Origin of the sequence: Devosia aquimaris (assembly GCF_020169335.1) — a bacterium.
Classification (GTDB): domain Bacteria; phylum Pseudomonadota; class Alphaproteobacteria; order Rhizobiales; family Devosiaceae; genus Devosia; species Devosia aquimaris.
In genome coordinates this window covers 396,522-412,309 of sequence record NZ_JAIEZN010000001.1, presented here as the reverse complement: position 1 = coordinate 412,309, position 15,788 = coordinate 396,522, and the positions used below count along the sequence as shown (strand labels likewise).

The following is a 15,788-nucleotide window of genomic DNA, read 5'->3' as shown; positions in this document are numbered from 1 at the left end:
CGGTCTTACTGACCGTGCTTGGCCAGCCAGGCCTGCATCCAGGCGATTTCTTCTTCCTGCGCCTTGATGATGCCCTCGGCCAGAGCCTTCACTTCGGGATCGGTGCCATATTCGAGCACGATCCGGGCCATGTCCACGGCGCCCTGGTGATGGGGAATCATGCCCTTGATGAAATCGACATCGGCATCGCCGGTGTAGTCGATGGCCATGTCCTCGTGCATGCTCATATTGGCGGCCATGTAGGCCTCGGTGGCCGGGCTGGTTGCGGCAGCCATGGCGCCGTGGCCATCATGGGCAGCGGGGGCAGCGTCCTGGGCCAGGGCGGGAAGGCTGAGGCCAAGGGCCAGGGCGCAGGCGAGAATGGAACGCTTCATGGTTACTCCGAAAGCTGAAAAGACGTGACGATGGTGCGGGCTTACCGCATGGGAAGGTCAAGCGGGCACGCCAGCGCGCGCGACAATGTTACCGGCGGGGGTCTGATTGACTTCACCGGGAGCGGCTGGCTACTGAGGGCCATGGCACCGCGCGGACAGCAGCAATGAAGACCATTCTGATCGTCGGCATCGGCGCCGGGCATCCCGACCATATCACCATCCAGGCAATCAAGGCGCTCAACCGCGCCGATGTGCTGTTCGTGCCCGACAAGGGCGCGGCCAAGGCCGATCTGGCCGGGCTGCGGCGGGACATCATCGCGCGCCATGTGACCAATCCGGCAGCAAGGGTGATCGACTATGCCGTGCCGCAGCGCGATGCGGCCAACCCCAGCTATGGCGCGGGCGTGGACGACTGGCACGGCGCACTGGCCGCGCTTTTTAGCGAACTGCTGGCCGAAGTGCCAGAGGGCGGTAGCTGCGCCTTTCTCGTGTGGGGTGACCCGGGGCTCTATGATTCCACCATCCGCATCGTCGAGCGGCTGCGCGCGACCATCGAATTGGCCATCGAGATTATTCCGGGGATCACCGCCATCCAGGCGCTGACGGCGGCGCATGGCATTGCGCTGAACCGCATTGGCGCACCGGTGCACATCACCACCGGGCGGCGGCTGGGGCCGGTGGAGGAGGACACCATCGTCATGCTCGACGGGCAGACGGCCTTTGCCGAAGCGGACCCGGACCTCGACATCTTCTGGGGCGCCTATCTCGGCACACCCGACCAGATAACCATTGCCGGGCGGCTGGGCGATATGCGCGACAGCATCATCGCCACGCGGCAGGCGGCCCGGGCGCGCCACGGCTGGATCATGGACACCTATCTGCTGCGAAAGCGCGGCGAAGGCTGACGCCCTGCGCCGAAAGGCCACTGTTTCCCCGCCCGGCGATCGGATAAACCAGAGCGATGTCCATGGCTCAGTCCCCTGCCCCCATAGCGCCGACGCGGCGCGGTGCCTGTCCGTCGCTTGATGTCCCCATGGCCACGGGCGATGGCCTGCTGGCGCGGCTGCGCGTGGCGGGTGGGCGGATGACGCCGCAGCAACTGGCCGGGATCGCGGCTCTGGCCGCCCAGCATGGCAATGGGCTGATCGAGATCTCAGCGCGCGGGAATCTGCAGGTGCGCGGGCTGACGCCGGCGACGGCGGGTCCGTTTGCGCAGGCGGTGGAGAAGCTCGTCGGAACTGAACGCGGTCTCGTGGTGGAAGTGCCGCCGCTGGCGGGCGAGGATGCCAGCGAGATCGCCGATCCAAGGCCCCTCGCCGCAGCGATCCGCAACGCGGCGCTGCCGCTGGCGGGGCAGCTTGGGCCCAAGGTGACGGTGATTGTCGACGGTCGCGGGCAAATCGGGCTTGCGCAATCCAAGGCCGATGTGCGGCTTGAAGCCGTCGCGCCCGACAGCTGGGCAGTCAGCATCGGCGGGCGGGCTAGTGGCGTGCGCAGCGCGGCGGACGCCGTAGCGGCAACGCAGGATTGTCTTGAAGCGCTGGCCGAACGCGGTGTCGCAGCGCGGGCAAGCGATTTACCGCCCCCTGCCGCGATCGGCGCTCGCGTCGCAGCGTCGACGCAGAACGCCGACCCCATGCGGACCTTTGCGCTGGTTGACGGCACGCCGGTGCGGCGCGTGGCGCTGGCCTATGGCAGTGGCGATCATTTTAGCCTGGCCGCGCTGGCGCAGGCAGCAGCGGAGCATGGCGTGAGGCAGTTCCGCCTGGCGCCACAGCATAGCCTCCTGGCCATTGGCGTATCGGAGAGCTTTGTGGCGCTGGCGCGCGGGCTGGGTTTTGTCACCGATTCCGGCGATCCGCGGCGACGCATCAGCGCCTGTATCGGCAGCGCGGGCTGTGCCTCGGGCCTTGTCCCGGCGCGCGAAACGGCCGACCGGCTGGCCCCGGGACTGCCGGAAAACCTCTATCTCCACGTCTCGGGCTGCAGCAAAGGCTGTGCGCATCCGCGCCGCGCCGATGTGACTCTGGTGGGGCAGAGCGGCGGTTACGGACTTGTCATCGCGGGCAGCGCGGGCGATACGCCACAGGCGCTGCTGGCAGCGGACCAGCTTGAGTCCGCCCTTGCCACTGCCGGGCAAGGATGACGATGACCGACTACGACTATATCAAGGATGGCGACACCATCTACCGGCATTCCTTTGCCATTATTCGCGCCGAGGCCGATCTGTCGGCTTTTGCCGAGGATGAGGCCGAGCTGGCAGTGCGCATGATCCATGCGGCCGGATCTGTAGAGGCCGCAAAGGCGTTCAGCTTTGGCCCCGGTTTCGTCGCTGCGGCGCGCAGTGCTTTGGCGGCTGGCGCGCCCATCCTGTGCGACGCCGAAATGGTGGCGCGCGGGGTCACCGCGGCCCGGCTGCCGGCCAATAATGAAGTCATCTGTACGCTGCGCGATGCGCAGACGCCGGTGATAGCCGCCGAGATCGGCAATACGCGCTCGGCGGCAGCGCTGCAGCTCTGGCTGCCGCGGCTGGCCGGTGCCGTCGTGGCCATCGGCAATGCGCCGACGGCGCTGTTCTATCTGCTCGAACTGCTGCGCGACGGCGCGCCGAAGCCTGCGGCGATCCTGGGCATGCCAGTGGGCTTTGTCGGCGCAGCCGAATCCAAGGCGGCTCTGGAAGAGAATTCCTATGGCGTGCCCTATGCAGTGGTGCGCGGACGGCTGGGCGGCTCCGCCATGACGGCGGCGGCGCTCAATGCCCTGGCGAGGCCGGGACTATGAGCGGGCGGCTGATCGGGGTGGGCACGGGTCCGGGCGATCCGGAACTGCTGACGCTCAAGGCGGTGCGGGCCATCGAAAGCGCCGATGTGGTGGCCTATTTCGCCAAGCAGGGCAATGTCAGCAACGCGCGCAGCATTGTGGCCGATCTCATCACCAGCCAGATCGAGGAGCCACTGGCCTATCCGGTCACCACCGAGATCGACCGGCGCCATGCCGATTATAAATCGGCCACCGGCGGCTTCTATGAGGAGGCGGCCGCGCGGGTCGCTGCTCATCTGGACGCCGGGCGCACCGTGGCCGTGCTCAGCGAGGGCGATCCGCTGTTTTATGGCAGCTATATGCATATCCATGTGCGGCTGGCACATCGCTATCCCACCGAGGTGATCGCCGGGATTACCGCCATGTCGGGCTGCTGGTCGCAGGCCGGGCTGCCGCTGGTGCAGGGCGATGATATTCTCTCGGTGCTGCCGGGGACGCTGGAGGAGGATGACCTGATCCGCCGGCTCGACAATACCGATGGCGCCGTGATCATGAAGGTGGGGCGCAACATGGCCAAGATCCGCCGCGCCATTGCCGCCGCGGGACGCCTGGAGAGCGCGGTCTATGTCGAGCGCGGCACCATGGCCAATGGCCAATCCCTGCGACTGGCCGACAAGCCGGACGATGTGGCGCCCTATTTCGCGCTGATCCTGGTTCCGGGCTGGAGCACGCGGCCATGACGGGCAGGCTCTATGTCGTGGGCACCGGACCGGGTAGCCCCGAGCAGACCACGCCGGAGGCGTTGGCGGCGATTGCGGCCAGCCATGTATTTTTTGGCTATGGGCCCTATCTCGACCGGCTGGTGCTGCGCGATGACCAGCGCCGCGTCGCTTCGGACAATCGCGAGGAACTGGCTCGGGCCAAGGATGCCCTGATGACGGCAGCGAGCGGTGAGCAGGTGTGCGTGGTGTCGGGCGGCGACCCCGGTGTCTTTGCCATGGCGGCTGCCATCTGCGAGGCCATCGAGGCGGGGCCACCGGCGTGGCGGGCGCTGGAGGTGACCATGGTGCCCGGCGTCACCGCCATGCTGGCCGTCTCGGCGCGCGCCGGGGCGCCGCTGGGCCATGATTTCTGCGCCATTTCGCTGTCGGACAATCTCAAGCCCTGGACGGTGATCGAGGAACGGCTGCGCGCGGTGGCCGGCGCGGGTCTCGTCATCGCGCTCTACAATCCCATCTCCAAGGCGCGGCCGTGGCAGCTGGGCACGGCCTTTGCCATCCTGCGCGAAGTGCTGCCCTGGACAACCCCGGTGATCTTCGGGCGCGCGGCGGGCCGACCAGACGAGAATATTCGCGTGGTGTCGCTGGCCGATGCCGACCCGGCCACGGCCGACATGGCCACCTGCGTCATCATCGGCTCGCCCGAGACACGCGTCATCGAGCGGCCGGGCCTGGCGCCGCTGGTCTATTCCCCGCGTTCGATCGGGGCGATCAAATGAGCTGGCTCTCCATCGTTGGCATTGGCGAGGATGGGCTGGAGGGGATCGGCAGCGCCGCCAAGACCGCCATTGCCGAGGCCGACATTGTCTTTGGCGGCGCGCGTCACCTGGCGCTGGCATCACCCGTAATCAGCGGCGTGGCCCAACCTTGGCTCTCGCCGTTCTCGGCCTCCATCGAGGCGGTGCTGGGGCAGCGCGGGCGCAAGGTGTGTGTGCTGGCCTCGGGCGACCCCTTCCATTTCGGCGTTGGCGCGACGCTGGTGCGCCATGTCGATGCCAGCCAGATGGTGGTCTATCCACATCCGTCGGCCTTCAGCCTTGCGGCGGCGCGGCTGGGTTGGCCGCTGCAGGACGTGGTGACGCTGTCGCTGCATGGCCGTCCACTCGACCTGCTGCGGCCGCACCTGCATGCCGGGACGCGCATCCTGGCGCTGACCTCGGACGAGAAGGGTCCGGCCGAGATTGCCGGGCTGCTGACCGAGGCCGGCTTCGGAATTTCCATCGTCACGGTGCTGGAGGCCCTTGGGGGTCCGCGCGAGACGGTGCGCAGCCAGGTGGCCATGGGCTTTGGGCTCGATACGATCGACCCGCTCAATATCTGCGCCATCAGCGTGGTGGCCCTGCCCGGCGCGCGCGTGCTGCCGCTGACGCCGGGGCTGGACGATAGCCTTTTCGAGCACGATGGCCAGATCACCAAACGGCATGTGCGGGCGATGACACTGTCGGCGCTGGCGCCACGACGGGGCGAGTTGCTGTGGGACATTGGCGCCGGATCGGGATCGGTGGCCATTGAATGGATGCTGACCGATCAGAGCCTGAAAGCCATCGCCATCGAGGCCGATGCGGAGCGCGCCGCGCGCGTGGCGCGCAATGCGGCGCACATGGGCGTACCGGATCTGACGGTCCACGTCGGTACGGCGCCCCAAGCTCTGGCCGGGCTCGAGGCGCCGCATGCGATCTTCATCGGCGGCGGCGGCTCTGACCCCGGTGTGCTGGATGCCGCCATGGCGGCGCTGCGTCCCGGCGGGCGGCTGGTGGCCAATGCCGTGACGCTGGAGCTTGAGGCGTTGCTGCTGGCGCATCATGCCAGCCACGGCGGCAGCCTCAGCCGGATCGGCGTGGCGCAGGCCGATGCGGTGGGCAGTATGACGGCGTGGCGCCCGGCCATGCCGATCACGCAATGGGTGTGGAGCAAGCCATGACGGTGCATTTCATCGGCGCCGGCCCCGGCGCGGCGGACCTGATCACCGTGCGCGGGCGCGACCTGTTGGCGACGTCCCCGGTGTGCCTCTACGCCGGTTCCATCGTGTCGCCGGAAATGCTGGCGTGGTGCCCGCCGGACGCGCGGCTTGTGGATACGGCGCCGCTGTCGCTTGAGGACATCGTCGCCGAATGCGCGGCAGCGCATGACCAGGGGCTCGATGTGGCGCGGCTGCATTCGGGGGATCTGTCGGTGTGGAGCGCGGTGGCCGAACAGATGCGCGAACTCGAAGCCCGCGGCATTCCCTATAGCCTGACACCCGGCGTGCCGGCTTTTGCTGCGGCGGCTGCCGCATTGGGACGCGAACTGACCATTCCGGGGGAAGCGCAAAGCCTGGTGCTGACCCGCATTTCGGGCCGGGCCTCGCCCATGCCGGCTGGCGAGACGCTGGCCGGATTTGGCGCCACCGCCGCGACGCTGGCCATTCACCTGGCCATCCATGGACTTGAGCGTGTGGTGGCGGAACTGACGCCGCTCTATGGCGCGGATTGCCCGGTCGCCATTGTCTATCATGCCAGCTGGCCGGACGAGGCGATCATCACCGGAACACTGGCCGATATCGCCGAGCGTTTTGCCGAGGCGCCGGTTGAGCGCACGGCGATCATCTTCGTAGGCCGTGGCCTGGGGTCAGCGGATTTCCGCAAGAGTGCGCTCTATGACGCCGCGTACCAGCGCCGGTTCCGTGGCCGCGCCTGAAGCCCGCCATGCGGGGCCAGGAACAGGCTAGGCCTTGACCTTTTGACGGGGCTTGTCGTTGGCGTGCCAATTGATGGCCTTGGGGCGCCCGAGCAGATAGCCCTGGGCTTCGTTGCATCCTTCGGCGCGCAGCACATCGAGCTGCGCCTCGGTCTCGACGCCCTCGGCCAGAACCGGGATCGAGAGGCTGCGGCCGAGCGCGAGAATGGCGCGGACAATGGCCTTGGACTGCTCGTTGAGATCGACCTCGGTCATGAAGGAGCGATCGATCTTGATCTTGTCGAATGGGAAGCTGCGCAGGGTATCGAGCGAGGAATAGCCGGTACCGAAATCGTCGATGGCAATGGCCACGCCCATGGCCTTGATCTGGCGCAGGACATGGAGGGCGCGCGCCTTGTCGGCGATGATGGCCGTCTCGGTAACCTCCAGCTCCAGCCGCGAGGGCGCAAGCCCGGTGAGCATGAGCGTGTCGCGCACGGTGTCGATCAGCTCGATCTGGCTGACCTGGACGCCGGAAATATTGACGGCGATGCGGTATTTGTCCGGCCAGGAGGCAGCGTCCATGCAGGCACGGCGCAGCACCCAATTGCCGATGGCGCCGATGGCTCCGCATTCCTCGGCGACCGGAATGAAATCGGCCGGGCCTACCGCGCCATAGCCGGGGCGGTTCCAGCGCAGCAACACCTCATAGCCGGTCACCTCGTCGGTCGCGACGGACTTCTGCACCTGGTAGACGAGGTGAAACTGGTTCTCGGCCAGGGCCGTCCAGAGATCCTTGGCCATGGCTCGACGGGCGCGGGCATGCTCGTCCATTTCGGCTTCATAGTAGCAGACATGGCGGTCGAAATCGTTCTTGGCGCGATACATGGCCAGATCGGCATTGTTGAGCAGGCGCGAGCGTTCATCGCCATCGTCGGGATAGATGGCCACGCCGATGCTGGCGGCGCCGGTGATGGTGATGCCGCCGGCGTCGAAGGTGGAGAAGAGCGCAGCCTCGATCCGGCCGACGAACTCGCGCAGGCTTTCGACATTGCTGAACATCTTGAGCGCGGCAAACTCGTCGCCGCCGACACGTGCAATGATCTCGCCATCACGAACGGCAGCGCTCAGCCGCATGGCCAGGCCCTTGAGCACCTCGTCGCCCACCACATGGCCGTAGGTGTCGTTGATTTCCTTGAAGCGGTCGAGATCGATGGCCAGGACGGCGAAGTTGAGATCGCTGGTTTCAGCGGTCGTGAGGGCCTGATCGAGCTGCTCGTTGAAGGCGGTGCGGTTGAGCACATTAGTCAGCGAGTCGTGGAAGGCCAGATGGGCCACTGCCGCCTGGGAGCGCTGCTCGCTGGTGACATCGTCAATGGTGGTGACCCAGCCGCCGTCAACGGTCGGATTGTGGATGAAGCGAATGATGCGGCCGTCATGCATGGTGCGCATGTAGTCGAGCGTTTCACCCTTGCCGATGCTGGTCAGCATACCGTCGATGCGGGCCTCAAGCTCGGCGCGCTCCTCGGGCGAGGTGGATTCGTCGTTGCCCTGCAGGGCCAGCGCCAGATCGTGGAAATGCAGCTGATGCTTGTCGCCTTTGGAGAGCAGGTTGCCCACCAGCTTGGCGGCCCGTTCGTTGTAGTATTCCAGGCGCCCGCTGGCGTTGAACAGGCACAGGCCCTGCAGCATGTGGGTGGTGGCCAGTTCGAGCAGGGTGCTCAATTCCTTCAGGCGCGCCGCGTCGGCGCGTTCGCGGGCCTTTTCGCGCGCAGTGCGACGGCGGTCGGCCGCATCGAGCACGATGCTGCCCAGGGCAGCGCCGAGCACCAGCAGCGACATGATCGCCACGCCCACCGAGAGCAGTTCGTTGCTCAGCTGGCCATCGGCGCGGATGGGGAAGCATTGGGAGAAATCGGCAGCGCCCATGGCGGTGAAATGCATGCCGCAGATGGCCAGGGTGAGCAGCACGGCGCCAAGCAGGCGTCGCCGGCGCATGGCCGCGACGAAAGCGAGGCCGCCCAACACCATGCCCGCAAGGACGGACAGCGCGATCAGCGGCACGTTCCAGCCGATCTCCCCGCCCATTACCAGAGCCGCAATGCCCGTATAGTGCATGGCCGAAATGGCGATGCCCACGACGGCGCCACCAAGGAACTGATCGGCGAGGCCCTGGCCGCGCGTGGTCATGGCGATGCCCAGGCACCCCAGCACCACGGCAATGAGCAGGGAGACGCCTGTGAGCGCCAGGTCATAGTTGAGGCTGAAGCCGGGGCGGAAGGCCAGCATGGAGACAAAGTGGGTGGCCCAGATTCCCAGGCCAACCGCTGTGGCGCCAAAGCCGATCCAGATCCACTGCATGGGGCCATGCGCGCGATTGGCATGGCGCAGCAGGCTGACGCAGGCAAAAGCCGAGACCAGGCAGATCAGCGCAGCCAGAGCGACAAAGCGCAGATCGTGCTGAAGCAGGAAAAAGTCGAACGGGTTGGGCACTGCGGAGTCCGGGCTAAACACAAGCCCAAGATTATCCCGCCCGACTTAAGTCCGGCTTACGCAAAGAGGTTGCCAAAGGGTTATTAAGGCCCGCCGAAATGTCCCGGCATGGTACAGGTGTCAGTGGCGCGTGGTGCCAATCAGGCGGGAGCGGATGGCATTGGAGAGATTGTCGAACAGGAATACCACGATCAGGATCAGGATCACCATATAGGCGACATTCTCCCAATCCTGGTTGGTCCGCATGGCCTCGATGAGCTTGAGGCCGATGCCCCCTGCCCCCACGGCGCCAATGATGGTGGCCGAGCGCGTGTTGCTTTCCCAGAAATACAGCACCTGGCTGATGAACACTGGCGCTACCTGCGGCACGACGCCATAGCGGTGCACCGCCATGGGGCTGGCGCCGACCGAGCGCACGCCTTCGCGCTGACGATCATCGACGTTCTCCAGCGCCTCGGTGCTGGTCTTGCCCAGGGTGCCGGTGTCGGTGAAGAAAATGGCGGCGATGCCGGGGATGGGACCGGGCCCGAAGCCGCGCACGAAGAACAGCGCCCAGATCAGCATGTCTACCGAGCGCAGGAAGTCGAACACCCGCTTCATCAGCCAATTGCCCAGCGGATTGGGCGTGATGTTGCGGGCGGCAAGGAAGGCCAGCGGAAAGGCGACCACGGCGGCAAAGAGCGTGCCGACAAAGGCCATGACAATGGTCTGGAGCAGCTTGTCCAAGACATCGAGGTGCTGCCACTCGGAATTGTAGAGGAAGTCGAGCGCCATGGCCTGCCAATTGGGGCGGGCGGGATCAAGACGATCTGGAGACAGGGCAGCCTGCCAGAGCTGTCCGGCATCCATGCCGAAGAAATCGGAGCTGGGATCGAAGAAGAAATTGGCCCAGCCGAAGAAGCGATGGCGCACATAGACCTGGGTGTTGCGGACTTCGGCCAGGCCGGCGAACCCATAATCGACGGTGACGCGGCCGCCTTTGAGCGACATGCTGGCCGGGGCATTGGCCGGCAGCACGGCGCCATCGGCCGTAACGGGCACAGGATAGCGGACGCCGTCGATTACAGCGACAACGGCGGTCGGGCTGATCTCAACGCTGTTGTCGGGGCTGCCGAAGCTGGTGGTGTAGCTGTCCGGGCCGGTCTTGACGATCCAGTCAGGGTCAGGGTTCGGCCCCAGCAGCGAGCGGGTCCATTCCAGTTCGACCGACCCGTCCTTGAAGCGGAAGCGCGGCGTTGCCTCCCAGGAATACCAGTCGGCCACATAGGTTCCGGCCCGGTCCCACTGGGCATTGTCGAGCACGGCGGGGACGTTGAAGAAGAAGAAGCAGAAGACGAGATAGGCCAGGGTGCCCAGCAGCATCAGCGGCGCCAGCAGGCGCTTGCCCAGGGGGCGGTGGAACACATGGGCGTGGCGCTGGCGCAGCGCCGCGGCGGCATGGGCGGACAGGGCAATGGGGGCCGTGGACATGTCTCAACCGCCGATGGTGAAGGCTGCCTGGCCGACCAGCCGCTTGCGCAGCGTGCCAGAGATCCAGTCGATGCCGATGATGGTGAGGAACAGCAGGAGTATGATGGCGTAAGTCTTGGCGGCATGGTCGCGACCAATGGAGAGGCGGAAGACCTCGCCGATGCCGCCGCCACCGACGGCGCCGATGATGGTGGAGGCGCGCACATTGATCTCGGTGCGCAGCAACGCGTAGGAGACGAAATTGGGCAGCACCTGGGGCACATAGCCGAAGCGGACGCGCTCGAACCAATTGCCGCCCACGGCGCGCAGGCCTTCGTCTGCCCTTGTGTCGGCATTCTCGATGACTTCGTAGAAGAGCTTGCCGAGCGAGCCAACAGTATGGACGCTCACAGCGACAATGGCGGCGATGGGCCCTATCGAGAGGATCGCCACCAGCATGCCGGCGATGACGATCTCGGGGAAGGCGCGCATCAGCTCGAGAAAGCGGCGCACAACAAAGCGGACGGTGCGGGCGCCGGTGACATTGCTGGCGGCAAAGAAGCTGAGGCAGAAGGCGAGCGTGACCCCGATGAGGGTGGAGATCACCGCAATATTGATGGTGACCAGCATCTGGTAGAAATATTCGGGGAGGTAGACATCGCCGAACAGATAGACCCGACCCACTTCGTAATCATATTTGAACGAGCCATCGGCAAAGGGCGAGGGCAGGTCAAACAGCGCGCGCACGATTTCCATCGGCTCGTCGGGCTGGAAGTGGATGAAGAAGTCGAAGAAATAGGGCAGCCGGTCAAAGAACTGGCCGGCATTGGACTTGTCGGCATACCAGAGTGCGACCGCCAGGAAAGCCAGCACACCGCCCACGGCCAGAAGCGTATAGGCGCGGCGCGTGCGCAGCAGGGCGCGATAGTGATCGTGCAGCTGGGTGATCTGGCTGGTGATGGGAGGTTGCCCCCCGGCCGACAGCGTGGTGCTCATGGCATGCCCTTAAGAAAGCGCCGGCGACGTTGTGGAAACGCCGCCGGCTTGGGGTATGGGGCAATCAGCCGCCGATGGTCGCCTTACGGGCGTCGATGATGGGCTGGTAGAACTCGGGGGTCACAGGGGCATAGCCCTTGAAATCACCGCGTTCGATGGCCGAGAAACAATCGGGGTGGGAGACCGGCAGATCGTTGTAGAAGGCGACGATTTTGTCCTGCATCTCCTTGGGGAGCTTGGAGCTCATGACATTGGGGCCATTGGGGATCAGCGGCGAGAGCCAGAGCTGGTTGACGTCTTCCATGTCCAGCATGCCCTTGTCGACCATCGAGCGGGTGTTGCCCGAGGTGTAGCCTTCGGCGAATTCGCCAACGCCCGACGTCCAGGTCACGGCCACGTCGACCTTGTGGTCGAGCAGGGCGAGAACGTTGTTCTCATGACCGCCATTGAAGGAGGTCGCCGAGAAATACTGGTCGTTCGGCATGCCGGTTTCCTGCGGCATGGTCACCAGCGGGATCAGGTAGCCCGAGGTGGAGTCCGGATCGGCATAGCCCAGGGTCTTGCCCTTGGCGTCGGCCAGGGTGGCAATGCCGGAATCCTTGCGCGACAGCAGGATCGAGTGATAGCCCATCGAGCCGTCAGTCTGGACGGTGGTGTTGAAGGGGATCACGGCTTCCGGGTCGGCCAGGTAGATCTTGGCATAGCCCGAAGCACCCAGGCCAGCCACGTCCAACGTGCCGCCGAGCAGGCCCTGGATGACGCCGTCATAGTCGGCAGCCGGGAAGAGCTTGACTTCCTTGACGCCCAGCGCAGCCGGCATCAGATCGATCAGGCACTGGTTGTTGGCCAGGCGGTCGGCTTCGTTCTCACCGCCGAGCAGGCCGACGCGGATGACATCGATCTCCTGGGCGAAGGTGGGCGCAGCAATGCCGGCCAGGGCAACGCCAGCCAGCAGGACGGTACGGATTGCGGTCATGGAAGTCTCCTTTGGTGACGCAATGTGTCGGCGGACTGGCGGGCCTTGCCCGTGCCAGTCGCGGAACGCTTGAATTTCAGGGCACTTCAGCCAGTTCGCGCAGCCGCTCGGATGGGCGCACAGCGGGCAGCAGGCTGGTGGAGGTCATGGCTTCGGAAAAGGCTTCCTCAAGCCCGTCGGCGCCATAGAGCTGGCGCGCCACGTCGGTGGTGAGCTGGTCGGGCGTGCCGTCAAAGACCACCCGTCCTGCCGCCATGCCGATAATGCGTCCGCAATAGGTGCGGGCAGTGTCGAGCGTGTGCAGGTTGGTGATGACGGTCAGGCCATTTTCCCGATTGATGTCGGCCAGGCTGTCCATGACGATCTTGGCATTGCGCGGATCGAGGCTGGCAATGGGCTCGTCGGCCAGGATGAGCTTGGGACCCTGCATGAGCGCGCGCGCGATGGCGACGCGCTGCTGCTGACCACCGGACAGGGTCTGCGCCCATTGCGTGGCCGTCTGGGCGATGTCGAGGCGCTCGAGGGCCTGCAGGGCCATGAGCTGCTCGGACTCGGTGAAGATCTGCAGCAGCGACAGGATGGTCGGGCGGTGGTTGAGGCGCCCCAGCATCACATTGGTGATGACGTCGAGCCGCGGCACGAGATTGAACTGCTGGAAGATCATGGCGCAGTCGCGCTGCCAGTTGCGCAGAGCCTTGCCGCGCAGGGCCGAGACTTCCACGCCGTCGAAGGCAATGCTGCCCGAGGACACATTGGTCAGCCGGTTGATCATGCGCAGCAGGGTCGACTTGCCGGCGCCGGAGCGGCCAATGATGCCGACCATCTGGCCTTGCGGAATCTCCAGGGTCACGCCGTCCACGGCGAGCTTGTCGCCAAATCGTCGCGAAACATTGGAGATCTTCAGCATCAGGTCGCCCCGCTCTTTGACTGTGGCAGACCTAGGGCGGGCAGATTACGTGCGCATGTAAGATTGGTGACGGTTCAGTGACGATGCACCGCAGACTTGCGACCATTTGCCATGATCGTTGCCGGGCCTGTTTCGCCCGGCATGCTGGTGGCTGGAACAGCGCCTAGCCTTCGTATTTGTCTAGAAACGCCTCGATCGACAGCTTGCGGAAATCGGGCAATGCCTGGTGCAACTGCTCGTGGCTCCAGTCCCACCATTTGAGCGCGTCGAGGCGGCTGGCGATGGGGTCGCTGAAGCGCTGCTTGATGGTCCGCGCCGGCACGCCGACGGCAATGGCAAAATCCGCCACGTCCTTGGTGACCACGGCATTGGAGCCGATGATGGCGCCATTGCCGATGGTGATCCCCGGCATGATGACAGCGCCATGGCCGATCCATGTGTCGTGGCCGATGGTGATGGGGGTGGAGGCGCGCCAGTCAAAGAAAGCCTGGTCATCCGTTTCGCCGTCGAAATACTGCGCCGAGCGATAGGTGAAATGGTGCAGCGAGGCGCGCTCCATGGGGTGCATGGAGGCATAGATGCGCACATGGGCCGCGATATTGGCGAACTTGCCGATCTGGCTATAGGCGATCTGGGTGCCGCTGACGCAATAGGAATAGTCGCCCAGGCTCGACCGATAGATGGAAGAGCCGGCGCCCACCTCTGTGTAGCGGCCCAGGGTGGAGTCTTTGACCTTGGCGGTGGGGTGGATGGACGGTTCGATACCAAGCGTTGTCATGCGGCGATCCTCGGGGCAAAGGCGGTGACGTCGATGATGCGGTCGGCCACCTGGGCGCGGACTTCCTCATCGTGGAAAATGCCGAGCAGGGCGACGCCCTGGGCTTTCTTCTCGCCGATCATGGCCACGACGACGGCGCGATTGGTGGCGTCGAGCGAGGCGGTGGGCTCGTCGAGCAGCAGCACGGGATGATCGGTGATGAAGCCGCGCGCAATGTTGACGCGCTGCTGTTCGCCGCCCGAGAAGGTGGCCGGCGGCAGGCTCCACAGCCGCTCGGGCAGATTGAGCCGGGCCAGCAATTCCCGCGCCCTGCCCTGCGCCTCAGTCTTGTCGACGCCGCGGATCACCAGCGGCTCGGCGACCACGTCGAGCGCGGAGACGCGCGGTACGGTCCGCAGGAACTGGCTGACATAGCCGATGGAGTCGCGACGCAGGGTGAGCACCGTGCGCGGATCGGCGGTGGCGAGATCGACCGCTTCGCCGTGGTGCTGGATGGTGATGGCGCCGGCATCAACGCCGTAATTGCCATAGACCATCTTGAGGATCGAGCTCTTGCCCGCCCCCGATGGACCGCCCAGCACGACGCATTCGCCGGGCTCGACGTGGAAATTGACGTTCTCGACCACCGGCAGGACGACGCCGTCGCGCAGGTGCATGGTGAAGGTCTTGCTGAGGTTCTGGACGGACAGGGCAGTCATGGGAGGACTCCGAAGGTTCAGTCGACACCCTCCCCCAAGTCTGGGGGAGGTGCTGCGCGGCGCTGGGGTGGGCCCTGGGCCTCACACCTGCAGGATCGAGCTGACGAGCAGCTGGGTATAGGGTTCGCGCGGATCGTCGAGAACGCGGTCGGTGAGGCCGGATTCGATGACGTGGCCGTTTTTCATCACCATCATGCGGTGGCTGAGGAGACGGGCCACGGCCAGATCGTGGGTGACGACAATGGCGGCCAGGCCGAGTTCCCCCACGAGGCCACGCAGCAGATCGAGCAGACGCGCCTGCACCGACACGTCGAGGCCGCCGGTGGGTTCGTCCATGAACACCAGGCGCGGGCCGGTGACCAGATTGCGGGCGATCTGCAGGCGCTGGCGCATGCCGCCCGAGAAGGAGCGCGGCTGGTCATCGATGCGGTCGGCAGCGATCTCGACGCGGCCGAGCCAATCGAGCGCGGTGGCGCGGATATTGCCATAGTGACGGTCGCCCACCGCCATCAGTCGTTCGCCGACATTGGCGCCCGCCGACACCGTCATGCGCAGGCCATCGGCCGGGTTCTGGTGCACAAAGCCCCAGTCGGTGCGCACGAGGAAGCGCCGCTCGGCTTCGCTCAGATCGTAGATATTGCGCCATTGCCCATCCCGCATGCGATAGAGCGTCTCGCCGGCGCTGGGCTCCAGCGTCGCCGACAGGGCATTGAGCAACGTGGTCTTGCCCGAGCCGGATTCGCCGACGATGGCGAGGACTTCGCCGGGCCAGAGCTCAAAGCTCACATCGGCACAGCCCAGGCGGCTGCCGTAGTATTTGGCGAGATTGCTGACGCGGAGAAGGGGTTGTTCGGCGGTCATCGGGCTTGCTCCTGGACGCGATCTTTCGCTCCCCTCCCCCTTGAGGGTAGGGAGGGGCGACT

General features: G+C 65.6%; 16 protein-coding genes. 7 read left to right on the top strand and 9 right to left on the bottom strand.

What is annotated here, in order from left to right:
* Positions 1–5 precede the first annotated feature (5 nt).
* Positions 6–374, bottom strand: a complete 369-nt coding sequence (gene copM, locus K1177_RS02015) for a CopM family metallochaperone (protein ID WP_224701650.1) — start codon at positions 372–374, stop codon at positions 6–8.
* 164 nt (positions 375–538) lie between these two features.
* Here copM and cobF point away from each other — a divergent pair, with 164 nt between their 5' ends.
* The 7 genes from cobF (at position 539) to cobM (ending at position 6,589) form a co-directional block, all read left to right on the top strand.
* Positions 539–1,279, top strand: coding sequence for a precorrin-6A synthase (deacetylating) (cobF, locus tag K1177_RS02010; RefSeq protein ID WP_224701649.1), 741 nt, complete (start codon positions 539–541; stop codon positions 1,277–1,279).
* A 62-nt stretch (positions 1,280–1,341) separates the two neighbouring features.
* Complete coding sequence (cobG, locus tag K1177_RS02005) at positions 1,342–2,520, top strand: precorrin-3B synthase (protein WP_224701648.1); 1,179 nt, start codon at positions 1,342–1,344, stop codon at positions 2,518–2,520.
* A gap of 2 nt (positions 2,521–2,522) precedes the next feature.
* On the top strand, positions 2,523–3,155 hold the full coding sequence (locus tag K1177_RS02000; protein ID WP_224701647.1) for a precorrin-8X methylmutase: 633 nt from the start codon (positions 2,523–2,525) through the stop codon (positions 3,153–3,155).
* The gene (locus K1177_RS01995) at positions 3,152–3,874 is read left to right on the top strand and encodes a precorrin-2 C(20)-methyltransferase (protein ID WP_224701646.1); all 723 of its coding nucleotides are present in this window, start codon (positions 3,152–3,154) and stop codon (positions 3,872–3,874) included. The genes K1177_RS02000 and K1177_RS01995 overlap by 4 nt, the downstream gene beginning before the upstream one ends.
* Complete coding sequence (locus K1177_RS01990; RefSeq protein ID WP_224701645.1) at positions 3,871–4,632, top strand: precorrin-3B C(17)-methyltransferase; 762 nt, start codon at positions 3,871–3,873, stop codon at positions 4,630–4,632. The genes K1177_RS01995 and K1177_RS01990 overlap by 4 nt, the downstream gene beginning before the upstream one ends.
* Positions 4,629–5,834: a precorrin-6y C5,15-methyltransferase (decarboxylating) subunit CbiE gene (gene cbiE / locus K1177_RS01985; RefSeq protein ID WP_224701644.1), complete on the top strand. Its 1,206-nt coding sequence runs from the start codon at positions 4,629–4,631 to the stop codon at positions 5,832–5,834. Before K1177_RS01990 ends, cbiE begins: the two co-directional genes overlap by 4 nt.
* Positions 5,831–6,589: a precorrin-4 C(11)-methyltransferase gene (cobM, locus tag K1177_RS01980; RefSeq protein ID WP_224701643.1), complete on the top strand. Its 759-nt coding sequence runs from the start codon at positions 5,831–5,833 to the stop codon at positions 6,587–6,589. Before cbiE ends, cobM begins: the two co-directional genes overlap by 4 nt.
* 27 nt (positions 6,590–6,616) lie before the next feature.
* Here cobM and K1177_RS01975 read toward each other — a convergent pair whose 3' ends face one another.
* The 8 genes from K1177_RS01975 to phnK all read right to left on the bottom strand — a co-directional run bounded on the left by K1177_RS01975 (position 6,617) and on the right by phnK (position 15,726).
* The gene (locus K1177_RS01975) at positions 6,617–9,061 is read right to left on the bottom strand and encodes a bifunctional diguanylate cyclase/phosphodiesterase (RefSeq protein WP_224701642.1); all 2,445 of its coding nucleotides are present in this window, start codon (positions 9,059–9,061) and stop codon (positions 6,617–6,619) included.
* Positions 9,062–9,181: 120 nt separating this feature from the next.
* Complete coding sequence (gene phnE / locus K1177_RS01970; RefSeq protein ID WP_224701641.1) at positions 9,182–10,531, bottom strand: phosphonate ABC transporter, permease protein PhnE; 1,350 nt, start codon at positions 10,529–10,531, stop codon at positions 9,182–9,184.
* Positions 10,532–10,534: 3 nt separating this feature from the next.
* A complete protein-coding gene (phnE, locus tag K1177_RS01965; protein ID WP_224701640.1) occupies positions 10,535–11,506 on the bottom strand; it encodes a phosphonate ABC transporter, permease protein PhnE in 972 nt (323 codons plus the stop codon).
* Between the two features lie 64 nt (positions 11,507–11,570).
* Positions 11,571–12,482, bottom strand: coding sequence for a phosphonate ABC transporter substrate-binding protein (gene phnD, locus K1177_RS01960; protein ID WP_224701639.1), 912 nt, complete (start codon positions 12,480–12,482; stop codon positions 11,571–11,573).
* Between the two features lie 76 nt (positions 12,483–12,558).
* A complete protein-coding gene (phnC, locus tag K1177_RS01955; protein WP_224701638.1) occupies positions 12,559–13,389 on the bottom strand; it encodes a phosphonate ABC transporter ATP-binding protein in 831 nt (276 codons plus the stop codon).
* A 163-nt stretch (positions 13,390–13,552) separates the two neighbouring features.
* Positions 13,553–14,167, bottom strand: a complete 615-nt coding sequence (locus K1177_RS01950; RefSeq protein WP_224701637.1) for a DapH/DapD/GlmU-related protein — start codon at positions 14,165–14,167, stop codon at positions 13,553–13,555.
* The gene (phnL, locus tag K1177_RS01945; protein ID WP_224701636.1) at positions 14,164–14,865 is read right to left on the bottom strand and encodes a phosphonate C-P lyase system protein PhnL; all 702 of its coding nucleotides are present in this window, start codon (positions 14,863–14,865) and stop codon (positions 14,164–14,166) included. Before phnL ends, K1177_RS01950 begins: the two co-directional genes overlap by 4 nt.
* An 81-nt stretch (positions 14,866–14,946) precedes the next feature.
* Positions 14,947–15,726, bottom strand: a complete 780-nt coding sequence (gene phnK, locus K1177_RS01940) for a phosphonate C-P lyase system protein PhnK (RefSeq protein WP_224701635.1) — start codon at positions 15,724–15,726, stop codon at positions 14,947–14,949.
* Positions 15,727–15,788: the final 62 nt, after the last annotated feature.

Coding starts and splice junctions, on each gene's coding strand:
- copM (WP_224701650.1), bottom strand. CDS start 374: ATGAAGCGTTCCATTCTCGCCTGCGCCCTGGCCCTTGGCCTCAGCCTT.
- cobF (WP_224701649.1), top strand. CDS start 539: ATGAAGACCATTCTGATCGTCGGCATCGGCGCCGGGCATCCCGACCAT.
- cobG (WP_224701648.1), top strand. CDS start 1,342: ATGGCTCAGTCCCCTGCCCCCATAGCGCCGACGCGGCGCGGTGCCTGT.
- K1177_RS02000 (WP_224701647.1), top strand. CDS start 2,523: ATGACCGACTACGACTATATCAAGGATGGCGACACCATCTACCGGCAT.
- K1177_RS01995 (WP_224701646.1), top strand. CDS start 3,152: ATGAGCGGGCGGCTGATCGGGGTGGGCACGGGTCCGGGCGATCCGGAA.
- K1177_RS01990 (WP_224701645.1), top strand. CDS start 3,871: ATGACGGGCAGGCTCTATGTCGTGGGCACCGGACCGGGTAGCCCCGAG.
- cbiE (WP_224701644.1), top strand. CDS start 4,629: ATGAGCTGGCTCTCCATCGTTGGCATTGGCGAGGATGGGCTGGAGGGG.
- cobM (WP_224701643.1), top strand. CDS start 5,831: ATGACGGTGCATTTCATCGGCGCCGGCCCCGGCGCGGCGGACCTGATC.
- phnE (WP_224701641.1), bottom strand. CDS start 10,531: ATGTCCACGGCCCCCATTGCCCTGTCCGCCCATGCCGCCGCGGCGCTG.
- phnE (WP_224701640.1), bottom strand. CDS start 11,506: ATGAGCACCACGCTGTCGGCCGGGGGGCAACCTCCCATCACCAGCCAG.
- phnD (WP_224701639.1), bottom strand. CDS start 12,482: ATGACCGCAATCCGTACCGTCCTGCTGGCTGGCGTTGCCCTGGCCGGC.
- phnC (WP_224701638.1), bottom strand. CDS start 13,389: ATGCTGAAGATCTCCAATGTTTCGCGACGATTTGGCGACAAGCTCGCC.
- K1177_RS01950 (WP_224701637.1), bottom strand. CDS start 14,167: ATGACAACGCTTGGTATCGAACCGTCCATCCACCCCACCGCCAAGGTC.
- phnL (WP_224701636.1), bottom strand. CDS start 14,865: ATGACTGCCCTGTCCGTCCAGAACCTCAGCAAGACCTTCACCATGCAC.
- phnK (WP_224701635.1), bottom strand. CDS start 15,726: ATGACCGCCGAACAACCCCTTCTCCGCGTCAGCAATCTCGCCAAATAC.